The organism is Flavitalea sp. (genome assembly GCF_035489435.1).
Classification (GTDB): domain Bacteria; phylum Bacteroidota; class Bacteroidia; order Chitinophagales; family Chitinophagaceae; genus DATHKG01.
Map to the genome: position 1 here is coordinate 18074 of NZ_DATHKG010000014.1, position 17256 is coordinate 35329.

General features: G+C 41.7%; 15 protein-coding genes. 8 read left to right on the forward strand and 7 right to left on the reverse strand.

All coding sequences use genetic code 11. The annotated features are described in order from the left end of the window. Positions 1-116: 116 nt before the first annotated feature. The 4 genes from porK to porN all read left to right on the forward strand — a co-directional run bounded on the left by porK (position 117) and on the right by porN (position 5053). Positions 117-1400 (forward strand): T9SS ring complex lipoprotein PorK/GldK, encoded by a 1284-nt coding sequence (gene porK / locus VK664_RS01380; RefSeq protein ID WP_461396802.1) that lies wholly within the window; start codon positions 117-119, stop codon positions 1398-1400. A gap of 228 nt (positions 1401-1628) precedes the next feature. Next, positions 1629-2399, forward strand: a complete 771-nt coding sequence (porL, locus tag VK664_RS01385; RefSeq protein ID WP_461396803.1) for a type IX secretion system motor protein PorL/GldL — start codon at positions 1629-1631, stop codon at positions 2397-2399. Between the two features lie 65 nt (positions 2400-2464). Next, positions 2465-3991 (forward strand): type IX secretion system motor protein PorM/GldM, encoded by a 1527-nt coding sequence (porM, locus tag VK664_RS01390; RefSeq protein WP_461396804.1) that lies wholly within the window; start codon positions 2465-2467, stop codon positions 3989-3991. 21 nt (positions 3992-4012) lie between these two features. Continuing rightward, the gene (porN, locus tag VK664_RS01395) at positions 4013-5053 is read left to right on the forward strand and encodes a type IX secretion system ring subunit PorN/GldN (protein ID WP_461396805.1); all 1041 of its coding nucleotides are present in this window, start codon (positions 4013-4015) and stop codon (positions 5051-5053) included. 652 nt (positions 5054-5705) lie between these two features. On the opposite strand, the gene uvrC is transcribed toward porN, so the two are convergent. The 5 genes from uvrC to gpmI all read right to left on the reverse strand — a co-directional run bounded on the left by uvrC (position 5706) and on the right by gpmI (position 12182). Further along, positions 5706-7691 carry an excinuclease ABC subunit UvrC gene (gene uvrC, locus VK664_RS01400; protein ID WP_461396806.1) on the reverse strand — a complete coding sequence of 662 codons (1986 nt, stop codon included), beginning with the start codon at positions 7689-7691 and terminating at the stop codon, positions 5706-5708. A gap of 40 nt (positions 7692-7731) precedes the next feature. Further along, entirely contained in the window at positions 7732-8325 is a 594-nt protein-coding gene (locus VK664_RS01405) for a hypothetical protein (protein ID WP_461396807.1), read from the reverse strand. Positions 8326-8397: 72 nt separating this feature from the next. Next, positions 8398-9942: a hypothetical protein gene (locus VK664_RS01410; RefSeq protein WP_461396808.1), complete on the reverse strand. Its 1545-nt coding sequence runs from the start codon at positions 9940-9942 to the stop codon at positions 8398-8400. A gap of 56 nt (positions 9943-9998) precedes the next feature. Further along, the gene (locus tag VK664_RS01415; protein ID WP_461396809.1) at positions 9999-10580 is read right to left on the reverse strand and encodes an RNA polymerase sigma factor; all 582 of its coding nucleotides are present in this window, start codon (positions 10578-10580) and stop codon (positions 9999-10001) included. Positions 10581-10655: 75 nt separating this feature from the next. Continuing rightward, positions 10656-12182, reverse strand: a complete 1527-nt coding sequence (gene gpmI / locus VK664_RS01420; protein WP_461396810.1) for a 2,3-bisphosphoglycerate-independent phosphoglycerate mutase — start codon at positions 12180-12182, stop codon at positions 10656-10658. 249 nt (positions 12183-12431) lie between these two features. Between gpmI and VK664_RS01425 the strand changes: the two genes are divergently transcribed. From VK664_RS01425 to VK664_RS01435, 3 genes are all read left to right on the forward strand, one after another. Continuing rightward, positions 12432-12824, forward strand: a complete 393-nt coding sequence (locus VK664_RS01425; protein ID WP_461396811.1) for a DUF4783 domain-containing protein — start codon at positions 12432-12434, stop codon at positions 12822-12824. Between the two features lie 387 nt (positions 12825-13211). Further along, on the forward strand, positions 13212-14066 hold the full coding sequence (gene nadC / locus VK664_RS01430) for a carboxylating nicotinate-nucleotide diphosphorylase (RefSeq protein WP_461396812.1): 855 nt from the start codon (positions 13212-13214) through the stop codon (positions 14064-14066). A 32-nt stretch (positions 14067-14098) separates the two neighbouring features. Then, positions 14099-14437: a translation initiation factor gene (locus VK664_RS01435; RefSeq protein WP_461396813.1), complete on the forward strand. Its 339-nt coding sequence runs from the start codon at positions 14099-14101 to the stop codon at positions 14435-14437. A gap of 134 nt (positions 14438-14571) precedes the next feature. On the opposite strand, the gene VK664_RS01440 is transcribed toward VK664_RS01435, so the two are convergent. Next, complete coding sequence (locus VK664_RS01440) at positions 14572-16023, reverse strand: NADP-dependent isocitrate dehydrogenase (RefSeq protein WP_461396814.1); 1452 nt, start codon at positions 16021-16023, stop codon at positions 14572-14574. Positions 16024-16164: 141 nt separating this feature from the next. Here VK664_RS01440 and apaG point away from each other — a divergent pair, with 141 nt between their 5' ends. Further along, a complete protein-coding gene (apaG, locus tag VK664_RS01445; RefSeq protein ID WP_458922607.1) occupies positions 16165-16551 on the forward strand; it encodes a Co2+/Mg2+ efflux protein ApaG in 387 nt (128 codons plus the stop codon). Positions 16552-16701: 150 nt separating this feature from the next. Here the strand turns inward: apaG and VK664_RS01450 are convergent, their stop codons facing one another. After that, a complete protein-coding gene (locus VK664_RS01450; RefSeq protein WP_461396815.1) occupies positions 16702-16863 on the reverse strand; it encodes a hypothetical protein in 162 nt (53 codons plus the stop codon). Positions 16864-17256: the final 393 nt, after the last annotated feature.

The window sequence follows — 17256 nt, forward strand, 5'->3', positions numbered from 1 at the left end:
TAATCATCGTTTAAGTAGGAGCTGAATCCATTGAATCCTTGCAGTTTTAAAAAATAAATTCTAAACTTGTGATGAAGTCGGTAAAACATTTTTTTTGCCCAATACCCTTAAAGATTATGAAAAACACAAACTTATCCGCCTTATTCGCCATTACCACCATGGTAATGGTTACAGGTTGCGGCAAATTGGGAAAGTCATCCAAAGGCTTACCGAATGATGGTCAGCTCCATGGAGTTGCCCCGTCCAGCAAGTACAACCTGACCAAGCCCCCGGGCATGGTTTACATACCACCAGGCACTTTTCACATGGGTCCTAGTGATGAAGACGTTAACTACGCTTATACTGCAAGAAACAAACAGGTGTCTATCAATGGATTCTGGATGGATGCAACTGAGGTAACAAACAACGAATACCGCCAGTTCGTAAACTGGGTTCGTGACTCTATAGCAGCTACACTGATGCAGCTGGGCAAAGAAGTTGACGGAAAATTTTCTGTTGACTGGAAAAAAGCCCAGACGATCAAATGGGGCGATAAGGCTACCATTGAAAAGATCGATCAGATGATCCTGTCTCCCGAGAACCGTGTTTTCGGTAAAAAGGATCTTGATCCTACCAAGATTGTCTATCATTCCGAAACTTTTGATCTGAAAGAAGCTGCTAAAAGAGAAAATGCCGGTAAATCAAGATCTACTTTTATGATCAAGAAGGATGAAAAGGTCTATCCTGATACCCTGGTCTGGATCCGTGATTTCAGCTACTCATACAATGAACCTTTTACAAAAAGATACTTTTCTCACCCTGCTTATGGTAACTATCCGCTGGTTGGTGTAAACTGGAAACAGGCTACTGCCTTCTGCGAATGGAGAACTCACCTGTTGAATTCTTTCCTGGATTCAAAGAAAAGAGCTACTGAATCAGATTTCCGCCTGCCGACTGAAGCAGAATGGGAATACTCTGCAAGAGGTGGTCGTTCACAATCTATGTTCCCCTGGGGTAACTATTACCTGAGAAACAGGAAAGGTTGCTTGCTGGCCAATTTCAAACCTGGTCGCGGTAACTATCCTGAAGACGGTGGTTTTTACACTGTACGTGCTGATGGATACTGGCCAAACGATTTCGGACTGTATTGCATGGCAGGTAACGTAGCTGAGTGGACATCTTCTTTGTTCTACGAAGGAGCCTATAATTTCCAGCATGATATGAACCCGGATATCCGGTTTAACGCTAAGGATTCAGATCCTCCACGTATGAAACGTAAGGTAATCCGTGGTGGTAGCTGGAAAGATGTTGGATTCTATCTTCAGACTTCAACCAGGAACTACGAATACCAGGATACAACCAAGTCTTACATCGGTTTCAGATGCGTTATAGATCTGCCACCAGCACAAAAGAAACGCTAAGCCATAGGCTTTAACGCAAACCAAAAATAACCGCTTAGAGCAAAAATTTTAGGTTCAGTTTAACGTTCTTGAATTGATATTTTTTTCAGAAAATATTCAAACGGCATACTATTTCCTATAATCAAACGCTTTAGTAAGAACTTGAACAGTTTCATAATTCATAACTCATAATTCATAACTTTTTTTAACCTCCCTTAATCCGTTTTCTAACTTTAAACATTAATTATCATGGCTGGAACTTCTAAATCAATTGACAGAATAGTAAACATAGTGGTGTGTATGGGCGCTGCTATCGTAATCTTCGGGGCCTGGCAGAAAATTACGCACCAACCAATGGCTGACTTCTTTTTGACAGCCGGTCTTATTACAGAAGCAATCATTTTCGTAGTATATGCATTCTTACCGCCTCCAGGAGGAGAAATGCACGCACTCGTAGAAATTCTTCCAAAATTGGCTGGTGGAAATGCTTCTACAGGTAATCCAAACATCCAGAAGATGGATGAAATGCTGAAAGATGCTGATATTACTCCTGCAAGTCTGAAAAGCCTTAGCGATGGGTTCAAAAAACTGAATACATCTGTTAATGGTATCGCTGAAGTAGGCGATGTAGTTAAATCTACAAGCGACTATTCTGCCAAGACCAAGGAAGCAACTGCCGCACTTGAAACAATGAAAAATGCTTACACAGGTGCAGCAACAACACTGGGTCATTTTAATACAGCGGCTGACGGTACAAAGAAATTCCATGAGCAGGTACAGGTCCTCACAAAGAATCTTGGTTCTTTGAATGCGATCTATGAGCTGGAACTCCAGGACACAAACAATCACCTGAAAGCAATGAACAGCTTCTATTCTAACCTGTCAAATGCATCACAAACTATGCAGGGCAGCGTTGAAGATGCTAAAAAAGCTCACGAGCAGATCGCTAAATTAGCAGGTAACTTAACCAGTCTGAACACTGTTTATGGTAACATGTTAAGCGCAATGCAGGGACGCTAATCCAATTGCAACAGGAAATCCTGATCCAGTTCTAAACTATTAATTAAATTCGAAAAACCTAGCCCATGTCTTTACCTAAAGAGCCCAGGCAAAAGATGATCAACATGATGTACCTGGTGCTCACCGCACTTCTGGCACTCAATGTTTCGTCTGAAGTCTTGAACGCTTTCAAAACTGTCGACAACAGTATCACCAGCGCAAATGGTGTGTTGACAGGTAACAATAACCAGCTTTATGCCTCCTTCACCGAAAAACTGGCTGATCCAAAATCAGCAGAGATGGCGAAGATCTGGAAACCAAAAGCTGATGCAGCCTCTCAGATCTCAAAGAAATTATTTGATGAGATCGAAGGTCTGAAGATGGAAATTAAGGTAGCCGCAGGTTACCATCCTGAAACAGGCGACACTGTTTGGGCAATCGATCACCTCGATGCCCCGACACGTATCATGGATAAAAAAGGAGAAGGCGAAAAGCTTTATAAAAAGCTTGAGCAGTTCAAAAAAGATATGCTAAATATCGATCCTGAAATCGGAAAAGAGTTTGCTAAAAGACTTCCACTTGATCTCAGTGTACCCGTTGCACAGGACGGTACCAAGAAATCATGGACTGAAAGCTACTTTCATATGACTCCGGCCATTGCTGCCATAACTATTCTCAACAAATTCCAGAATGATATTAAAAATTCTGAATACCAGGTTGTAAGTTATTGCCACACTAAGATCGGTGAAGTAAAAGTGAGATTTGACAAATTCGGTTTCGTTGGAGGATTAAGCTCCAGCTACCTGATGCCTGGTGAAAAACTTGAAGTCTACGCAGGTCTTGGAGCTATGAGTTCCGCTTCAGCACCACAGATTTCTATCAACGGCAGACCTGCACCAATTGGTGCTGATGGTATGGCCACGATGGATATGGCTGCTGGTGGAACCGGGTCCGGCAAAGCACATGTTGTAGTCCGTTACTTCGACCAGAATGGTGTTGCTAAGGTAATTGAAAAAGATCTTCCATATACAGTTGGTGCACCGTCAGGTGTTTCCGTATCAGCAGATAAGATGCGAGTTCTTTATATTGGAGTGGATAACCCGCTTACAATCACTGCTGGCGTTGGTAGCGAAAAGGTAAACGCAACTTTGGACGGAGCTGGAACTATCAGCAAAGTCGGCGGTCCTAAATGGGTTGTTAAACCACTCGGTAATCCAAGAACGTCTGCAATCAATGTGATTATTGATGGTAAAAAGACAGCTGTTGAATATCGAATCAAAACGCTTCCTCCTCCTGCATCTTTTGTAGGCGCGAAGAGAGGTGGTGCAATGCCTTCAGCCGACTTTAAAGCTATGGCTGGTGTAATTGCCCGTCTGCTTGATTCAGAGTTCGAAGCTCCTTACAAAGTTCTAAGCTACCAGGTTGGTGCCTTAGGCGGGAAGTACCCGGTTTACCAGATTGCTAACAATGAAGGCAACAGGTGGAGCGGTAATGCAAAAACAATCATTGATGGAGCAACGCCTGGTACTTCAATCTTCTTTGATCAGATCAAAGTTGTTGGACCAGATGGCAGAACAGTTGACTTACCGATGATGTCATTCTTATTGAAATAAGTATTTTATAAATCAGGGATAATGAAAAATCGTATCATCAAGCTGGGTTTACTACTAACTGTAATGGCGGTATTTGTTGGAAGTGCCGACGCGCAGACCAAGAAACCAAACCGTCCGGTCAAGAAAAGGGCTACAGCAAATAAAACAGCAACCAGGAATAACAATGCTGCTAACAACGCAGCACTGGTAAAAAAGGATACTGTTCCGGCGGCACCCGTTGTGCTGGAAGCAGATCTTAAACTGGACGCTCCTAAACCATCATTGCGTAACGATAATGCAATCGAACGTAACCTCGTAAGAGAAAGAGTTCCACTGGTTTATGAGCATATCCGCGAGGACGATGCCGCATACATCCAGCGTGTCTGGAGAGAAATCGACGTTCACGAAAAAATCAATCTTCCTTTTGTTTACAAAGCGGAAGGTGATAATGGAAACCAGCGTTTTATCGTGATGTTGTTGAATGCTATCAAAACAAACGAAGTTGTGGCATTCAGCGCAACCGGTGGGGATGACCGATTTACAACCCCGATGACATTCAAAGAAATTGCTGAACTGGTTGTGGGTAAACCAAAAACCATACAAATACCAAACTATGCAGAAGATCCGGACGGTTCAAAGGGTATCCTGAAGGATACAACTATCGGTTCCGAGTTTAACCCTGATGATATCGAAAGATATTGGGTTAAGGAAGATGTTGTATTCGACAAGGAATCCTCCAGGATGACAACCAGGATCCTGGGTATCGCACCAATCAAGACCATCAAAAATGAAGATGGCTCGTTCCGGGCAACTACTCCGCTGTTCTGGGTTTATTATCCTGATCTGAGACCGATGCTGGCACGTTACGATGTGTACAATGGAAGAAACTATGGTGCGAAGATGAGTTGGGAAGAACTGTTTGAGAGCCGCATGTTCTCCAGCAGGATACTTAAGTCAACCATCAACAATCCCAATGATTTTTTCATCAGCAGCTATATTAAGGATCCAATCCTTGCTTTGCTCGAAGGAGAAAACATTAAGGAGAAAATCTTTAACTACGAACAGGATCTCTGGTCATACTAATCATTATTCAACCTGATATAAAAAAAGCATCCCGTACGTACGGGATGCTTTTTTTTGTCTGGACCCCGGAAAACATGCCTTTTTATGTACCTACAAATAAAATATATCGTAACATTACTAATTAATTGCAACCATACTTTCTCCAGGTTAAACTGTTCGTCGAACCAGGATTGAAATAGAATAGTCTACTTTCCCCAAAAAGGAATCAATGGCCTCCGGGCTAAACTTGTATATGGTTTATGCCTGAATAAGGTCAAACTGTCTTTTTATAAGAAGGTTTTGAAGATATACCTATACCTTTTTTTGGAGTTACCGAACAATTTCAATAATTGGCTGAAATGCCTGCTCTCATTAGGTTTAAGAATGCCAGAATCATCGCTGTTGTTGGCAAAATAGAAAAAAAACGGGCTCAACCCCGCCTATGATAAATGTATTGTGTCTATATGACAATAATTAAAATTCCAAAATACCCAAAAACGGGTATTGTTTTGTTCAATTAGTTCCCTATTTTTACAACGGTTTTTCATAGGATATTGGATTTTAAAAACGGGGCTGGATTTCTATCCTGGCCCCTTTATTTTTTAGGCCATTCGTGTTTCTACTATCGTGTTTTTACCAACCCCCCAAAAAGATTTATTATTAGTCTGTACCTTTAGTTTTCGGGCTGGCTTTCTGCAGTGTTATCAGACGAATCACTCCTGGTTCCTTCTTCATCACTCCCTGTTCCTTCTTCATTGTTTAGATTCTGATATCCAGGCTCCTGATCAATTCTACCATCATCATCAATATTTCTTGTTTTCGTATCTGCTGCTATAGTATCCTGAACCGGATCTTCATTGCGGTTAAAAAAGGCCCAGACCAATTGTCCCTTTGCGTTACCAATGGCTTTTGATAATTCGTCTTTGCCAAGTTCTTTTATCTTTTTGACTGAGCGGAATTCTTTTAGAAGTTGATCAGCGGTGTTTTTGCCAATGCCCCTGATCTGTTCAAGCTCGTTTTTAAAGGTTCCCTGGCTTCGTTTCTGCCGGTGAAAGCGGATACCGAATCTATGAACCTCATCACGGATCCTCCGGATTAAATGAAGGCTGGGACTGTTATAAGGCAATTTCAATGATTCCTGGTCACCAGGGTAAAAGATCTCTTCCTCATTTTTGGCAAGACCCACAACCGTCATGGATCCCTGGAGACCGAGTGCCTCAATGCTTTCCATAGCAGCGCTCAGCTGTCCTTTGCCGCCATCTATGATAACCAGTTGCGGTAATGGTTGATTTTCTTCAGTTAGCCGCCTGTAGCGCCTGTAAACAACCTCCTTCATTGTTGCGAAATCATTGATACCCTGGACAGTCTTCACATTATAATGCCTGTAATCATCTTTGCTGGGAACTCCCATCTTAAAACAAACCATGGCAGAAACAGGATAACTGCCCTGGAAATTGGAGTTATCAAAGCATTCAATATGGACGGGAACTTCCTGCAGTTTAAGATCTTCCTGCAGCTGGTACAGCACTTTCTTTTTTTCCAGGTCATCTTTACCCTCGAGTTGCAGCATTTTTTTTTTACGGAGCTCCTCGCGGAAATAATTGACGTTTTTTTCAGAAAGGTCGAGGAGCTTTTTTTTATCACCCGCACGGGGAACAGTGATGATAATATCCTTTTCCGGATAATCGATTTGGTATTGAAGGATGATCTCTTTAGCGCCGCTGTTAAAAGTGTCTCTTAATTGGGCAATGGCAAAAGAAAGCACCTCTTCATCAGGTTCTTCCAGGTGGGTTTCCAGTAGCGAAGTATGTGTCTGAACAATAGTTCCATTCTGGACCATCAGGTAATTGACATAAGCCTTGTCTTCTTCCCTTAACAAAGAAAACACATCTGCATTCGTCAGGTTGCTGCTCACAATCACGGATCGGGCGGCATACTGTTCCATGTGACTGATTTTTTTGCGGACCAGCTCGGCTTTTTCAAAACGCATATTCGCGGCTTCATCCTTCATCTCATTTTTGAAATGCTGGATAACCGGGTTCAGATTGCCCTTAAGTATGTTCCGGATTTGTTGCAATCCTTCATTATAGTCGTCTAATGACTGGTGACCTTCACATGGGCCCTTGCAATTACCAAGGTGATATTCCAGGCAAACTTTAAATTTACGTTTTCGGATATTAGTCTCCGTTAGATTTAATTTACAGGTACGGAGCTGGATCGTTGACTTAACAAAATCCATCAGTTCACGGACCTTGCCAACCGAGGTAAATGGTCCCAGGTATTCTGACCCGTCATTTATCTTTCGCCTGGTTAAAAAAATTCTTGGAAACGGCTCATTCTTTATCACTATAAACGGGTAGCTTTTATCGTCCTTGAGGTTGATATTAAACTTTGGTTGAAATTGTTTGATCAGTGAATTTTCGAGCAGGAAAGCATCCTGTTCAGAGTTTACAATGGTAAACTCAATTCGCCTGATACGTTGAACCAGTTCATGTGTTTTGTAAGTGGTGAACGTTTTGTTGAAATATGATCCAACCCTTTTGCGTAAACTTTTGGCTTTGCCAACGTAAAGCAATTCGTTTTTTAGATCGTAGTATTTATAGATCCCTGGTGTAAGTGGTATCGTATGCGCGATCTGCTGAAATTCCTGCTGCGTCATTTGTATCCTTATTACCCGCTCTGAACAATTGCAAGTTTTATTACCAGTCGTTCCAGATATATTTTTCCTGTATGATAACCGGTTTATTGTTCCCGACGGTTTTTTCTGAATTTATCATCAGGCTTTTCCCGCCGACCAAAAGCATTTTTTTGACCATGGAAGAATCATCTGCCCCTATAAATTTCTCCATATATATACTGCTTACCTTGTCATAACTTTCAGTACCCTGCACCAAAATATCGATCCGGTGAAATTCAAGATCATCGTTTTTTGTAGCATATGTAAATGTCGATGTCTCGGTAGTCTGATCATAAAACGAAGATTCGCTATAATATTTTTCAAAGTTTTCCTTACTCAGTTCCGGCGGCAAAAATTCCTGCATGATCCCGTTGAACTGTTCAACTTTTATCATTGAAGAATCCGTTTTCCCATTTATGGTTGTGTATAGCCTGATCGCGGTGGCGAAAGAATCCACATTATTTAATTCTCCTTTCAGATAATCAAGAATCGGGAAAAACTGTTTTGCTTTATTTGTGCTGTCTGGAAGTTGGGCTTCAGGCAAGGGTGATTCTATTTCGTCGGCGCAACCGGATAACAGGGCAATCAGGAGTAAGGAACACAAACATGACTTCATTTTCTAAAATTAAGTAAATGAAGGCTCCGATGTTTGACAGAGAGAAACAAAATTAGGTTAAACAGCTTCCTGTCAGCGTATTGTTTTGCTCACGCCTATTTTTACACCGTATTCCATCAGGTTTTCCCTGATCGGGTATTTTGAAGAATAACTGGAAAGTACCTGGTAACGGAATTGTGGGCCCACCTGCCAGATTATTCCACCGGTATTATAAGAAACAAAAGCTTCTGCACTGGTGTTCATATTCCAGCGGCGAACAAGGGACGGTTCGTGTGTATAGCTGCGGTAATCGGTTGTAATGAGAAAGGTATTCCTGTTGAGCAGATAGGTGGGTTGAATGGTGCCTGCAAGATGAAGTCCCATACGTTTACCACCTATAAGTTTCAGTTCCACGCCGATTGGTGCGGAAAGCTGGAAATACTGGTTCTGGATGTCCTTTACAGAGTTGCCTCCAAAGTTGCTGATACTGCTGTAAGAAATCAGGGAATCCCTATGGGACCCACCTACGCTGTTGAGGGCGATGGTAGCTACATCTGTACCTGGAGCTTCGAATGCTTCTATTGCATAACGGGCGTAATTGAACTGGATACCGGCTTTGAAGGTCACGGTCCTGTTTGCAGCATAACGCAGATGGGAGCCGAGTTCAAATCCCAGGGCCGGGGTATGATTTACAAGATTATCAAGATCACCTGTGATATTCATCGCAATAGGGATGTTCTTCACCATATATTCCCTGCCCGGTTTTTTGCTGGTTGATAATCTCCTGTAATTCATTGTTGGCGCGAAGGATAACTGCCAGCTGAGTCTTTTCAACGGGGGAACTGTAAATTCATTAAATGCAAATTCCTGCAGCCAGTTGATTTTTTTCACGTCTTCCGAGGCTTGTTCCTGTTCCATGGGGAATCGTGCAACGCCTCTTGATTCATCCAGGTTCCAGATGCCGCTCACCAAATTAATTCCAGCTGTTGCATCAAGGGGTTTTCTGTCAGTCACTTCACCCATTGACCGGGTCTTAGAGGGAGTATTGTCAATAATAGAGTGGGTATTGTCAATAATAGTTATAGGTTGATATCCACTCAGCAGATTAATGCGGTTTACCGGTAACCATTTTGCCATGGCACTATTATCAGTCTTTTCGCCAGGATCCGAAATGACCGGAATTTTAGCAATCTGCAGCATTTCCACTACTTTGGCGGTGGCGCCAGGTTCTATCTCGGAGTATGACCTGTCGATATCAAATTCGCCTTTAAAAGGCTGGTCAATGCTGTTTGAAACGGGATTATACTGGGAAATTTTATGTTGGGTAAGAGGTATAACAAGGGCAGAACGGCGTTTACCATCACCTGCGCCTAATAATACATTTTCAGTCGGAATTTTTGAAGCAGCGATTTTGGCTTCGGATTTCCGGACAGGTCCGGGTGGAGCGATAAGGGCTTCAATGGCATAGTAACTTACACCGGAAAGAAGTAGGGCAAATCCGATCCAATACCATTTCCTCCGTGAATGAAGAGAACTTTGAATTCCGTTCCATACCTTATCGGAAGGATACATTTTGTATTGATCAGCCTTTTCTTTCAGCAGTTCCTCAAAATCATCAGTGTAAAAATTGCGCTCCATAATCTTCGTGTTTGTACGGCAGGATCTTCAATGGATGGTATGATTTAGGTTTTGGTTTATTTTCCTCCTGCAACACGCAACCAATCCGCCTTTTGCCTTGGCTTCTGGATGATATTTTTTCTAACCAGTATATCTTCCAGCATTTGCTTTGCCCTGGTGTATTGCGATCGGCTCGTGCTTTCTTCAATATCCAGGACCTCTGCGATTTCTTTGTGCGAATAACCTTCAATCGCATAAAGGTTTAAAACTGTTCTGTACCCGATCGGCAATAGCCGGATACATTCAACCACTTGTTTAGCCTGCACAATCGACGGCACTGATTCTTCCCTCACCTGGATAGTAGTAGCATGAATAATGTCTACACTTTCATTGAACTTTTTATTTTTCTTCAGGTTATTGATGCAGGTATGAACAATAATTCTGCGTATCCAACCTTCGAAAGCGCCTTTGTTCTGGAAAGTGTGTATCTGTCCAAAGACTTTGATAAAACCTTCCTGAAGCATGTCTTCAGCGTCTTCGCGGTTATGTGCGAACCTATAGCATACCGACAGCATTTTGGGACTGTATTTACTATACAGTTCCCGCTGGGCAGTGGAGTCATTATGTAAACAGCCGTATAAAATGGCTTCTTCCGTCATACACTCTCTTTGGTTGCCCTGTAATTTAGACAATTTTGAGAAGCAAAAGCTGCTTGGGAAAAAAAATAGATCGGGCTAATCTGTGAGAATATTGCCCGTCATTTCAGGCGGAATTTTCAGTCCCATCAATTTCAGGATCGTGGGCGCCAGGTCGCCAAGCTTACCTGGTCTGAGGGTTCCCTTCCAGTTATTATCAATAATCCAGAAAGGCACCGGGTTCAGTGTATGCGCCGTGTTTGGTGAGCCATCTGCATTTATTTCATAATCCGCATTACCATGATCCGCCGTAAGAAAGATCGTATAGTCATGAGAAAGTGCCGTAGTAACCAGCCTGCTCACACAAATATCAACGGTCTCCACTGCCTTGATCACTGCTGACCAAACGCCTGTGTGTCCCACCATATCTGCATTGGCATAGTTAAGACAAATGAAATCAGCTGCTTCATTTTCTATTTCCGGGATAACCAGATCTGTAAGTTCATAGGCACTCATCTCGGGTTGAAGATCATAGGTGGCCACTTTCGGTGATTGTGCCATCAACCTTGTTTCACCTTCAAAAGGTACTTCCCGGCCACCGCTGAAAAAGAAAGTTACATGCGGATATTTCTCGGTCTCCGCAATGCGGATCTGTTTTTTCCCGTTGGCTTGCAAAACTTCTCCAAGAGTATTATTCAGATTATCATTTTCGAATACAACCTTCACGTTTTTGAAAGTCTTATCATATTCTGTCATGGTAGTATAGTGGAGATTTAATTTCTTCATTCCATACTCTGGAAAATCTTTCTGGGTCAGTACTTCAGTAATCTCACGGCATCGATCGGTGCGAAAGTTAAAACAGATAGCGACATCTTCATCTTTAATCGTGGCTATAGGATTTTGCGCCTCGTCGGTGATGATGATCGGCTTTATGAATTCATCTGTAATGTTATTGAGATAACAATCAGTGATTGCTGTAACCGGGTTAACTGCTTTTTGTCCTATACCATCAACCATACCCTCATAGGCAAGTTTTACCCGTTCCCATCGTTTGTCGCGATCCATTGCATAATAGCGACCGGTAATGGTTGCAATTTTACCTGTGGAAAGGTTGATGTGCTCCTGCAGATCTGTAATAAATGATAATCCGCTTTTTGGATCGGTATCACGGCCATCAGTAAACGCATGTATGAAAACATCTTTGAGTCCTTCTGCCGCACACAAACTTAATAAAGCTTTCAGGTGGCTGATATGTGAATGGACACCGCCATCACTTACAAGTCCAAGAAGGTGTAGTGGTTTCCTGTTATCCCTGGAGTAACGGATAGATTCCAGGATCACCTGGTTTTTCTGAAACTCGCCCTCGCGGATGGCAACGTTTATACGTTGTAGTTCCTGGTAAACGATTCGCCCCGCTCCAAGGTTCAGATGACCAACTTCTGAATTACCCATCTGACCATCGGGAAGTCCAACCAATTCGCCGCAGGTGGTAAGGGTTGTATTTGGATAATTTTCGTATAGGGAATTGACAAAAGGTGTTTGTGCATGCCGGATTGCATCTGATTCGAATACCTGTCCAAGACCCCAGCCATCCATGATAACGAGTATAACTTTCTTTGCAGCCATGATTTAAACTTTAGAATTAATCCAGTTAGAATTAATACAGATTTTGTGGTGAATGTATTCCGGGCGGTCCGGTTTGCATTCCAACAGCTGTCGGAATTAAGTGCAAACCATCAGAAATTGGATCGCCAGGAGTTGATTACTAAGTTGATTACTAAATGAATACTGCAAAATATCCAATATTTTCTATTCAATATTAAATATCTTAGTTTGGCATGTTTTTAGCAATTTTGGTATTGAAAAATTTTTATTATGAAAACAAGCTCGGGAATTGCTGTATTAGCTTTCTCGCTATTCCTGACATCATTTAGGCTGATCTACTCCATTGAAGATGTAGCTTCAGCCATCCGCGCGGGTAATGCCGGGCAGATCTCCAAATTTTTTGATACACGAGTTGATCTTTCGTTTCCGGATAAAAGCGACAATTACAGCAAATCCCAGGCTGAAATGATTCTGAAAGATTTTTTCTCCAGCAACGAGGTGAAAGGTTTCCAGATCAAACACAAGGGGGAGAATAAAGATGGATCCCAGTTTTGTATTGGTTTACTTCAAACAAAATCACGCGATTACCGGATAAGGTTTTACCTGAAGAAGAAAGGTGAACAGCAGTTTCTGCAAGAGATTGTTTTCCAGCTAGCGGAGTAAAGAGAATCACTTGAAGAGAGTTATGAGTTATGAGTTATGAGTTATGAAAGAGTTGATGAATGAGCTAGTTAATTAATGCTGTACGGGCGTCCTTTATGCTTCTTCCAGGAAGAATTGCTTGCTCTCTGATATCGACTGCCTAAATCCAGATATGGGTTATCCTTGCACTAATATGAGTTTTTCTTGTTCAAATATGGGTTGTCCTTGCTCTAATATACAGCGTATAGTCCTGCTTTGAAATTTGCTATTTTACTATTAGGTTGTATTTGCTGCCAGGTGGTATTTTTTTTCAGGAAATTTACTATCAATGTATTTTTGATTTGGAAGTTACTATCAGAATATTTTTTATCGGGAAGTTTTTATTATCACGATGTCAAACAACATTATATGAACGCTTTTGATGAGCACCTGTTTGTTTTGGTACAGTCCGCATTGCAGGAAGATATTGGTGACGGTGATCATTCAACGCTTGCATGTATACCGGAAGGTACTATGGGTGTAGCCGAACTGAAGATAAAAGAAGATGGGATCCTGGCAGGTGTTTCAGTTGCTGAAAGAATATTCAGGATGAAATATCCCCAGGCAGCATTCACCAGGCTAAAATCAGATGGTGAAACCATGAAGTTTGGTGATAAAGCTTTTGAAGTAACAGCACCCGTACAGGTGATTCTCCAGTGTGAAAGGCTTGTGCTGAACTGTATGCAACGAATGAGTGGAATTGCAACACTTACGGCATCCTACGTTAAAAAAATCAATGGTTATAAGACCAAAATACTCGACACCCGTAAAACAACACCGAATTTCCGTATTCTTGAAAAAGAAGCAGTTCTCATAGGAGGTGGTCACAATCACAGGATGGGGCTTTATGATATGATCATGTTAAAGGATAATCATATTGACTATAGTGGTGGGATAGAAAAAGCAATTGAACTTGCTTACGGTTATGTACAAACGAAACGGCCGGGTTTAAAGATCGAAGTGGAAACCAGGAGCCTGGACGATGTAAAACGTGTGCTGAAGATTGGGAAGGTGGATCGTATCATGCTTGATAATTTCAGGCCTGCAGACATCACTGAAGCGGTAAATCTGATAGAAGGTAAATATGAAACAGAAGCAAGTGGTGGTATAAATCTCGAAAACATTATTGAATATGCTGAAACAGGGGTAGACTTTATAAGCGTCGGGGCATTAATACACCAGGCAAGAAGTGTTGACCTGAGCCTGAAGGCAAAAATCCTGTAGTCTAAACAAATTATTGATTTTATTTTGATGTTATGAGTAAGAAAAAATCAACGGGGGGAATCGTATTTTCAACTGATCCTGATTTTAAAAAGGAAGAAGATACACCGGAGAATATTGAGACAATTCCACCGGCTCAACAAAAACTGCGCATAAGGCTTGACACAAAACAGCGTGCAGGCAAGGCCGTTACATTAGTACAGGATTTCATAGGCTCTGAAAATGACCTCGAAGATCTTGGCAAAAAACTAAAAGCTTTTTGCGGAACCGGTGGTTCAGTGAAAGACGGCGAAATCATCGTCCAGGGCGATAACCGCGATAAAGTCCTCGGCTGGCTAAGTAAAAACGGGTATACCAAATCACGTAAAATATAGTGGTGAGTTGTGAGTGGCCTCAAGAGAATTATGAATTATGAATTATGAGTTATGAAAGGAGTTGTTAAGTTATGAATTATGAACAGGTTGCCAAACTTTCATAATTCATAACTCATAATTCATATCTCTCTTGATCACTGTCCTTGTGCGAGACTATAGGCTTTTTTATTTCCAAATCTGTTTAATAATTCTGAAGAACAGATTTTAAAATCTCCACTCAGGCTGACATATAAACCTAATACATCCTGCTGATTTAATTTTTCATCATCGATGCTTTCAAACCGGACATTGTATTGATTAACCAGGTTTGTATAAATAGATCCCGTTGGCCACACCTGGGTACCACGGTTACTGATACTTACGAGTTTAAATTTAACGCCTGCATGACGCTGACATTTTTTGGCAATGATCTCGGGTTGTTCAATGCTTTCAATAAACAGGTCAACCCCAATAATCTCTTCGGTCTCCATTTCTTTGGAAACAAGCATCGGATTTTTTTCCAGCTTAAAATTTGTAGGAGTAATTTCTTTGTTGGGCCATGATGGTTTTTCGCCCTGCTTTGGCTTCTTACCAAAATTATTAATGACTGCTTCTGCAAAACCAGTGGTATTAACAGAGGGGATAGTCTTGTCACCAAAGTCGCCCGTATGAACGCCTGATTCAAGTGTGTATAGCAACGAGTTTTCAATGGTTGCTGCACTTTCCATAAACCCTAAGTGCTGCAACATAGCAAGTCCGCTTAACAACAAGGCAGTAGGGTTTGCAATATTTTTTCCCGCGATGTCTGGAGCGGTTCCGTGTACTGCTTCAAAAATACAAATATGATCGCCAATGTTTGCAGATGGTGCAAATCCAAGTCCCCCAACAAGGCCGGCGCAAAGATCAGATACAATATCTCCCTGCAGGTTTGTCATTACTACTACATCAAACAAATCCGGTCGGGTCACAAGCTTCATACAAAGATCATCAACGATCACATCATCAGCTTTCAGCTCAGGGAAGTCTTTTGCCACTTCATAAAAGCATTCAAGAAACAAACCGTCGGTGATCTTCATGATATTTGCCTTGTGACCACAGGTAATGCGTTTTGCATCCTTTTTCCTGGCCATTTCAAAAGCGTACCTGATCACCTGGAGGCTACCCGGACGGGTTATAAAACGGCGGCTTAAAGAAACATCATGGGTAAGCATGTGTTCGATCCCTCCATAAGTGTCTTCTATATTTTCACGTACAATTGTTACGTCAATTGGTATACCGGCCTTGGAAAAGACTGTATCTACCCCGTGCAGCGTCTGGAAAACGCGTTTATTGGCATAAGTGTTCCATGTTTTACGGGCAGTGACGTTCACACTCTTAACACCTTTTCCTTTCGGTGTTTCCATTGGCCCTTTAAACAGGATGCCTAATTCTTCGATGGTTTGCTGTGCTTCAGGAGTCATACCATTTGAAAATCCCTTGTCGAAAACCCATTTTCCCATGTCCACAAACTCATATTCAAGAGGTACTTTGGCTGATTTGAAGACGGTAAGGACTGCATCCATGATCTCCGGGCCAATTCCATCGCCTTTTGCAACAGCAATTTTCATATTATCAGAATTTTGTTTTTGTGTGTAGAATAGTTATAAGAAGTGCAAAATTAACCGCATTGCTCATAAAACCACTAAAATATTGGGAATTACTACCACCTCGCTGGATTTTTAATTAACTTTAATCGCAAATAGCTATTGATGATATCAAAAATATCAGAAGGGATAGAAATCAGTGTCGAAACTTTTTACCAACCGGATTACTCAAACCCGGTTTCGGGTGAATATATGTTTGCATACAGAATCACCATTGATAATCATAATAACTTTCCTGTAAAACTTCATCGTCGTCATTGGAATATCTTCGATAGTAATGGTACTCATCGTGAGGTTGAAGGTGAAGGAGTTGTAGGTGTGCAACCATCCATGCAGCCTGGAGAACGTTATCAGTATGTGAGCGGATGTAATTTACGCACGGAGATGGGGAAGATGTATGGTACTTATCTTATGGAAAATCTGAATAGCAAGACGACGTTTGATGTGAACATTCCTGTGTTCGAAATGATCGTTCCTTTCAAGATGAATTAATTTCATTTTTCTTTCCTGCTCAATGTTTTCTTTTCTATTGTTAAATCTTTGATTTTGCGCGTTCATGACGTTCACTCGGTTCCTCACTTCGCCGGATGGGCCTTTCGGTTGGTTTGATTTGCCACTGTGATTCCTGGTTAATACGTTTGTTCATGCCGCTCTCTGCTGTTGTCTCCGATCGGCTTTTTGTTCCCTGATCGGCTTTTTTAGGTATGCTTCCAGCGCCAGGTTCTGTTGGGCCCTGATCGGCTTGGGTAACTCCGGGCAGGAATCGAAGGTGGCAATCAAACCAACCTCAGGCCCATCCTGCACGTTCTAATCTCGTTCACTTAGGGGATATGCGACCAGCATGTCAAAATTCAACATTCATTTATTGCAATTATCAGCATTGAAGTTTCCGCATTCCATTATCAGCACTACAATTATCAGTATTGGAGTTATCGCAATGGCAATGGTCGCAACTGCAATTATCCGAATAGGCTTCTCTGAATTGCGCTTCTCTTATTTACGTCTATCGAATTACGTTTGTTGAATTATACTTCAACAATTCTGATGTAGACCTTTAGCTGTCGACATTTCTGTTTTCTCTTTTCTTTATCTGTAATGAACCACACCGCCTTCAATTCCCCGGCAACCTGATAACTGGAGCTTACCATTGATACGAGCAGATAATAAAGAATGGCTGATCATCTGATTGCAACGTTA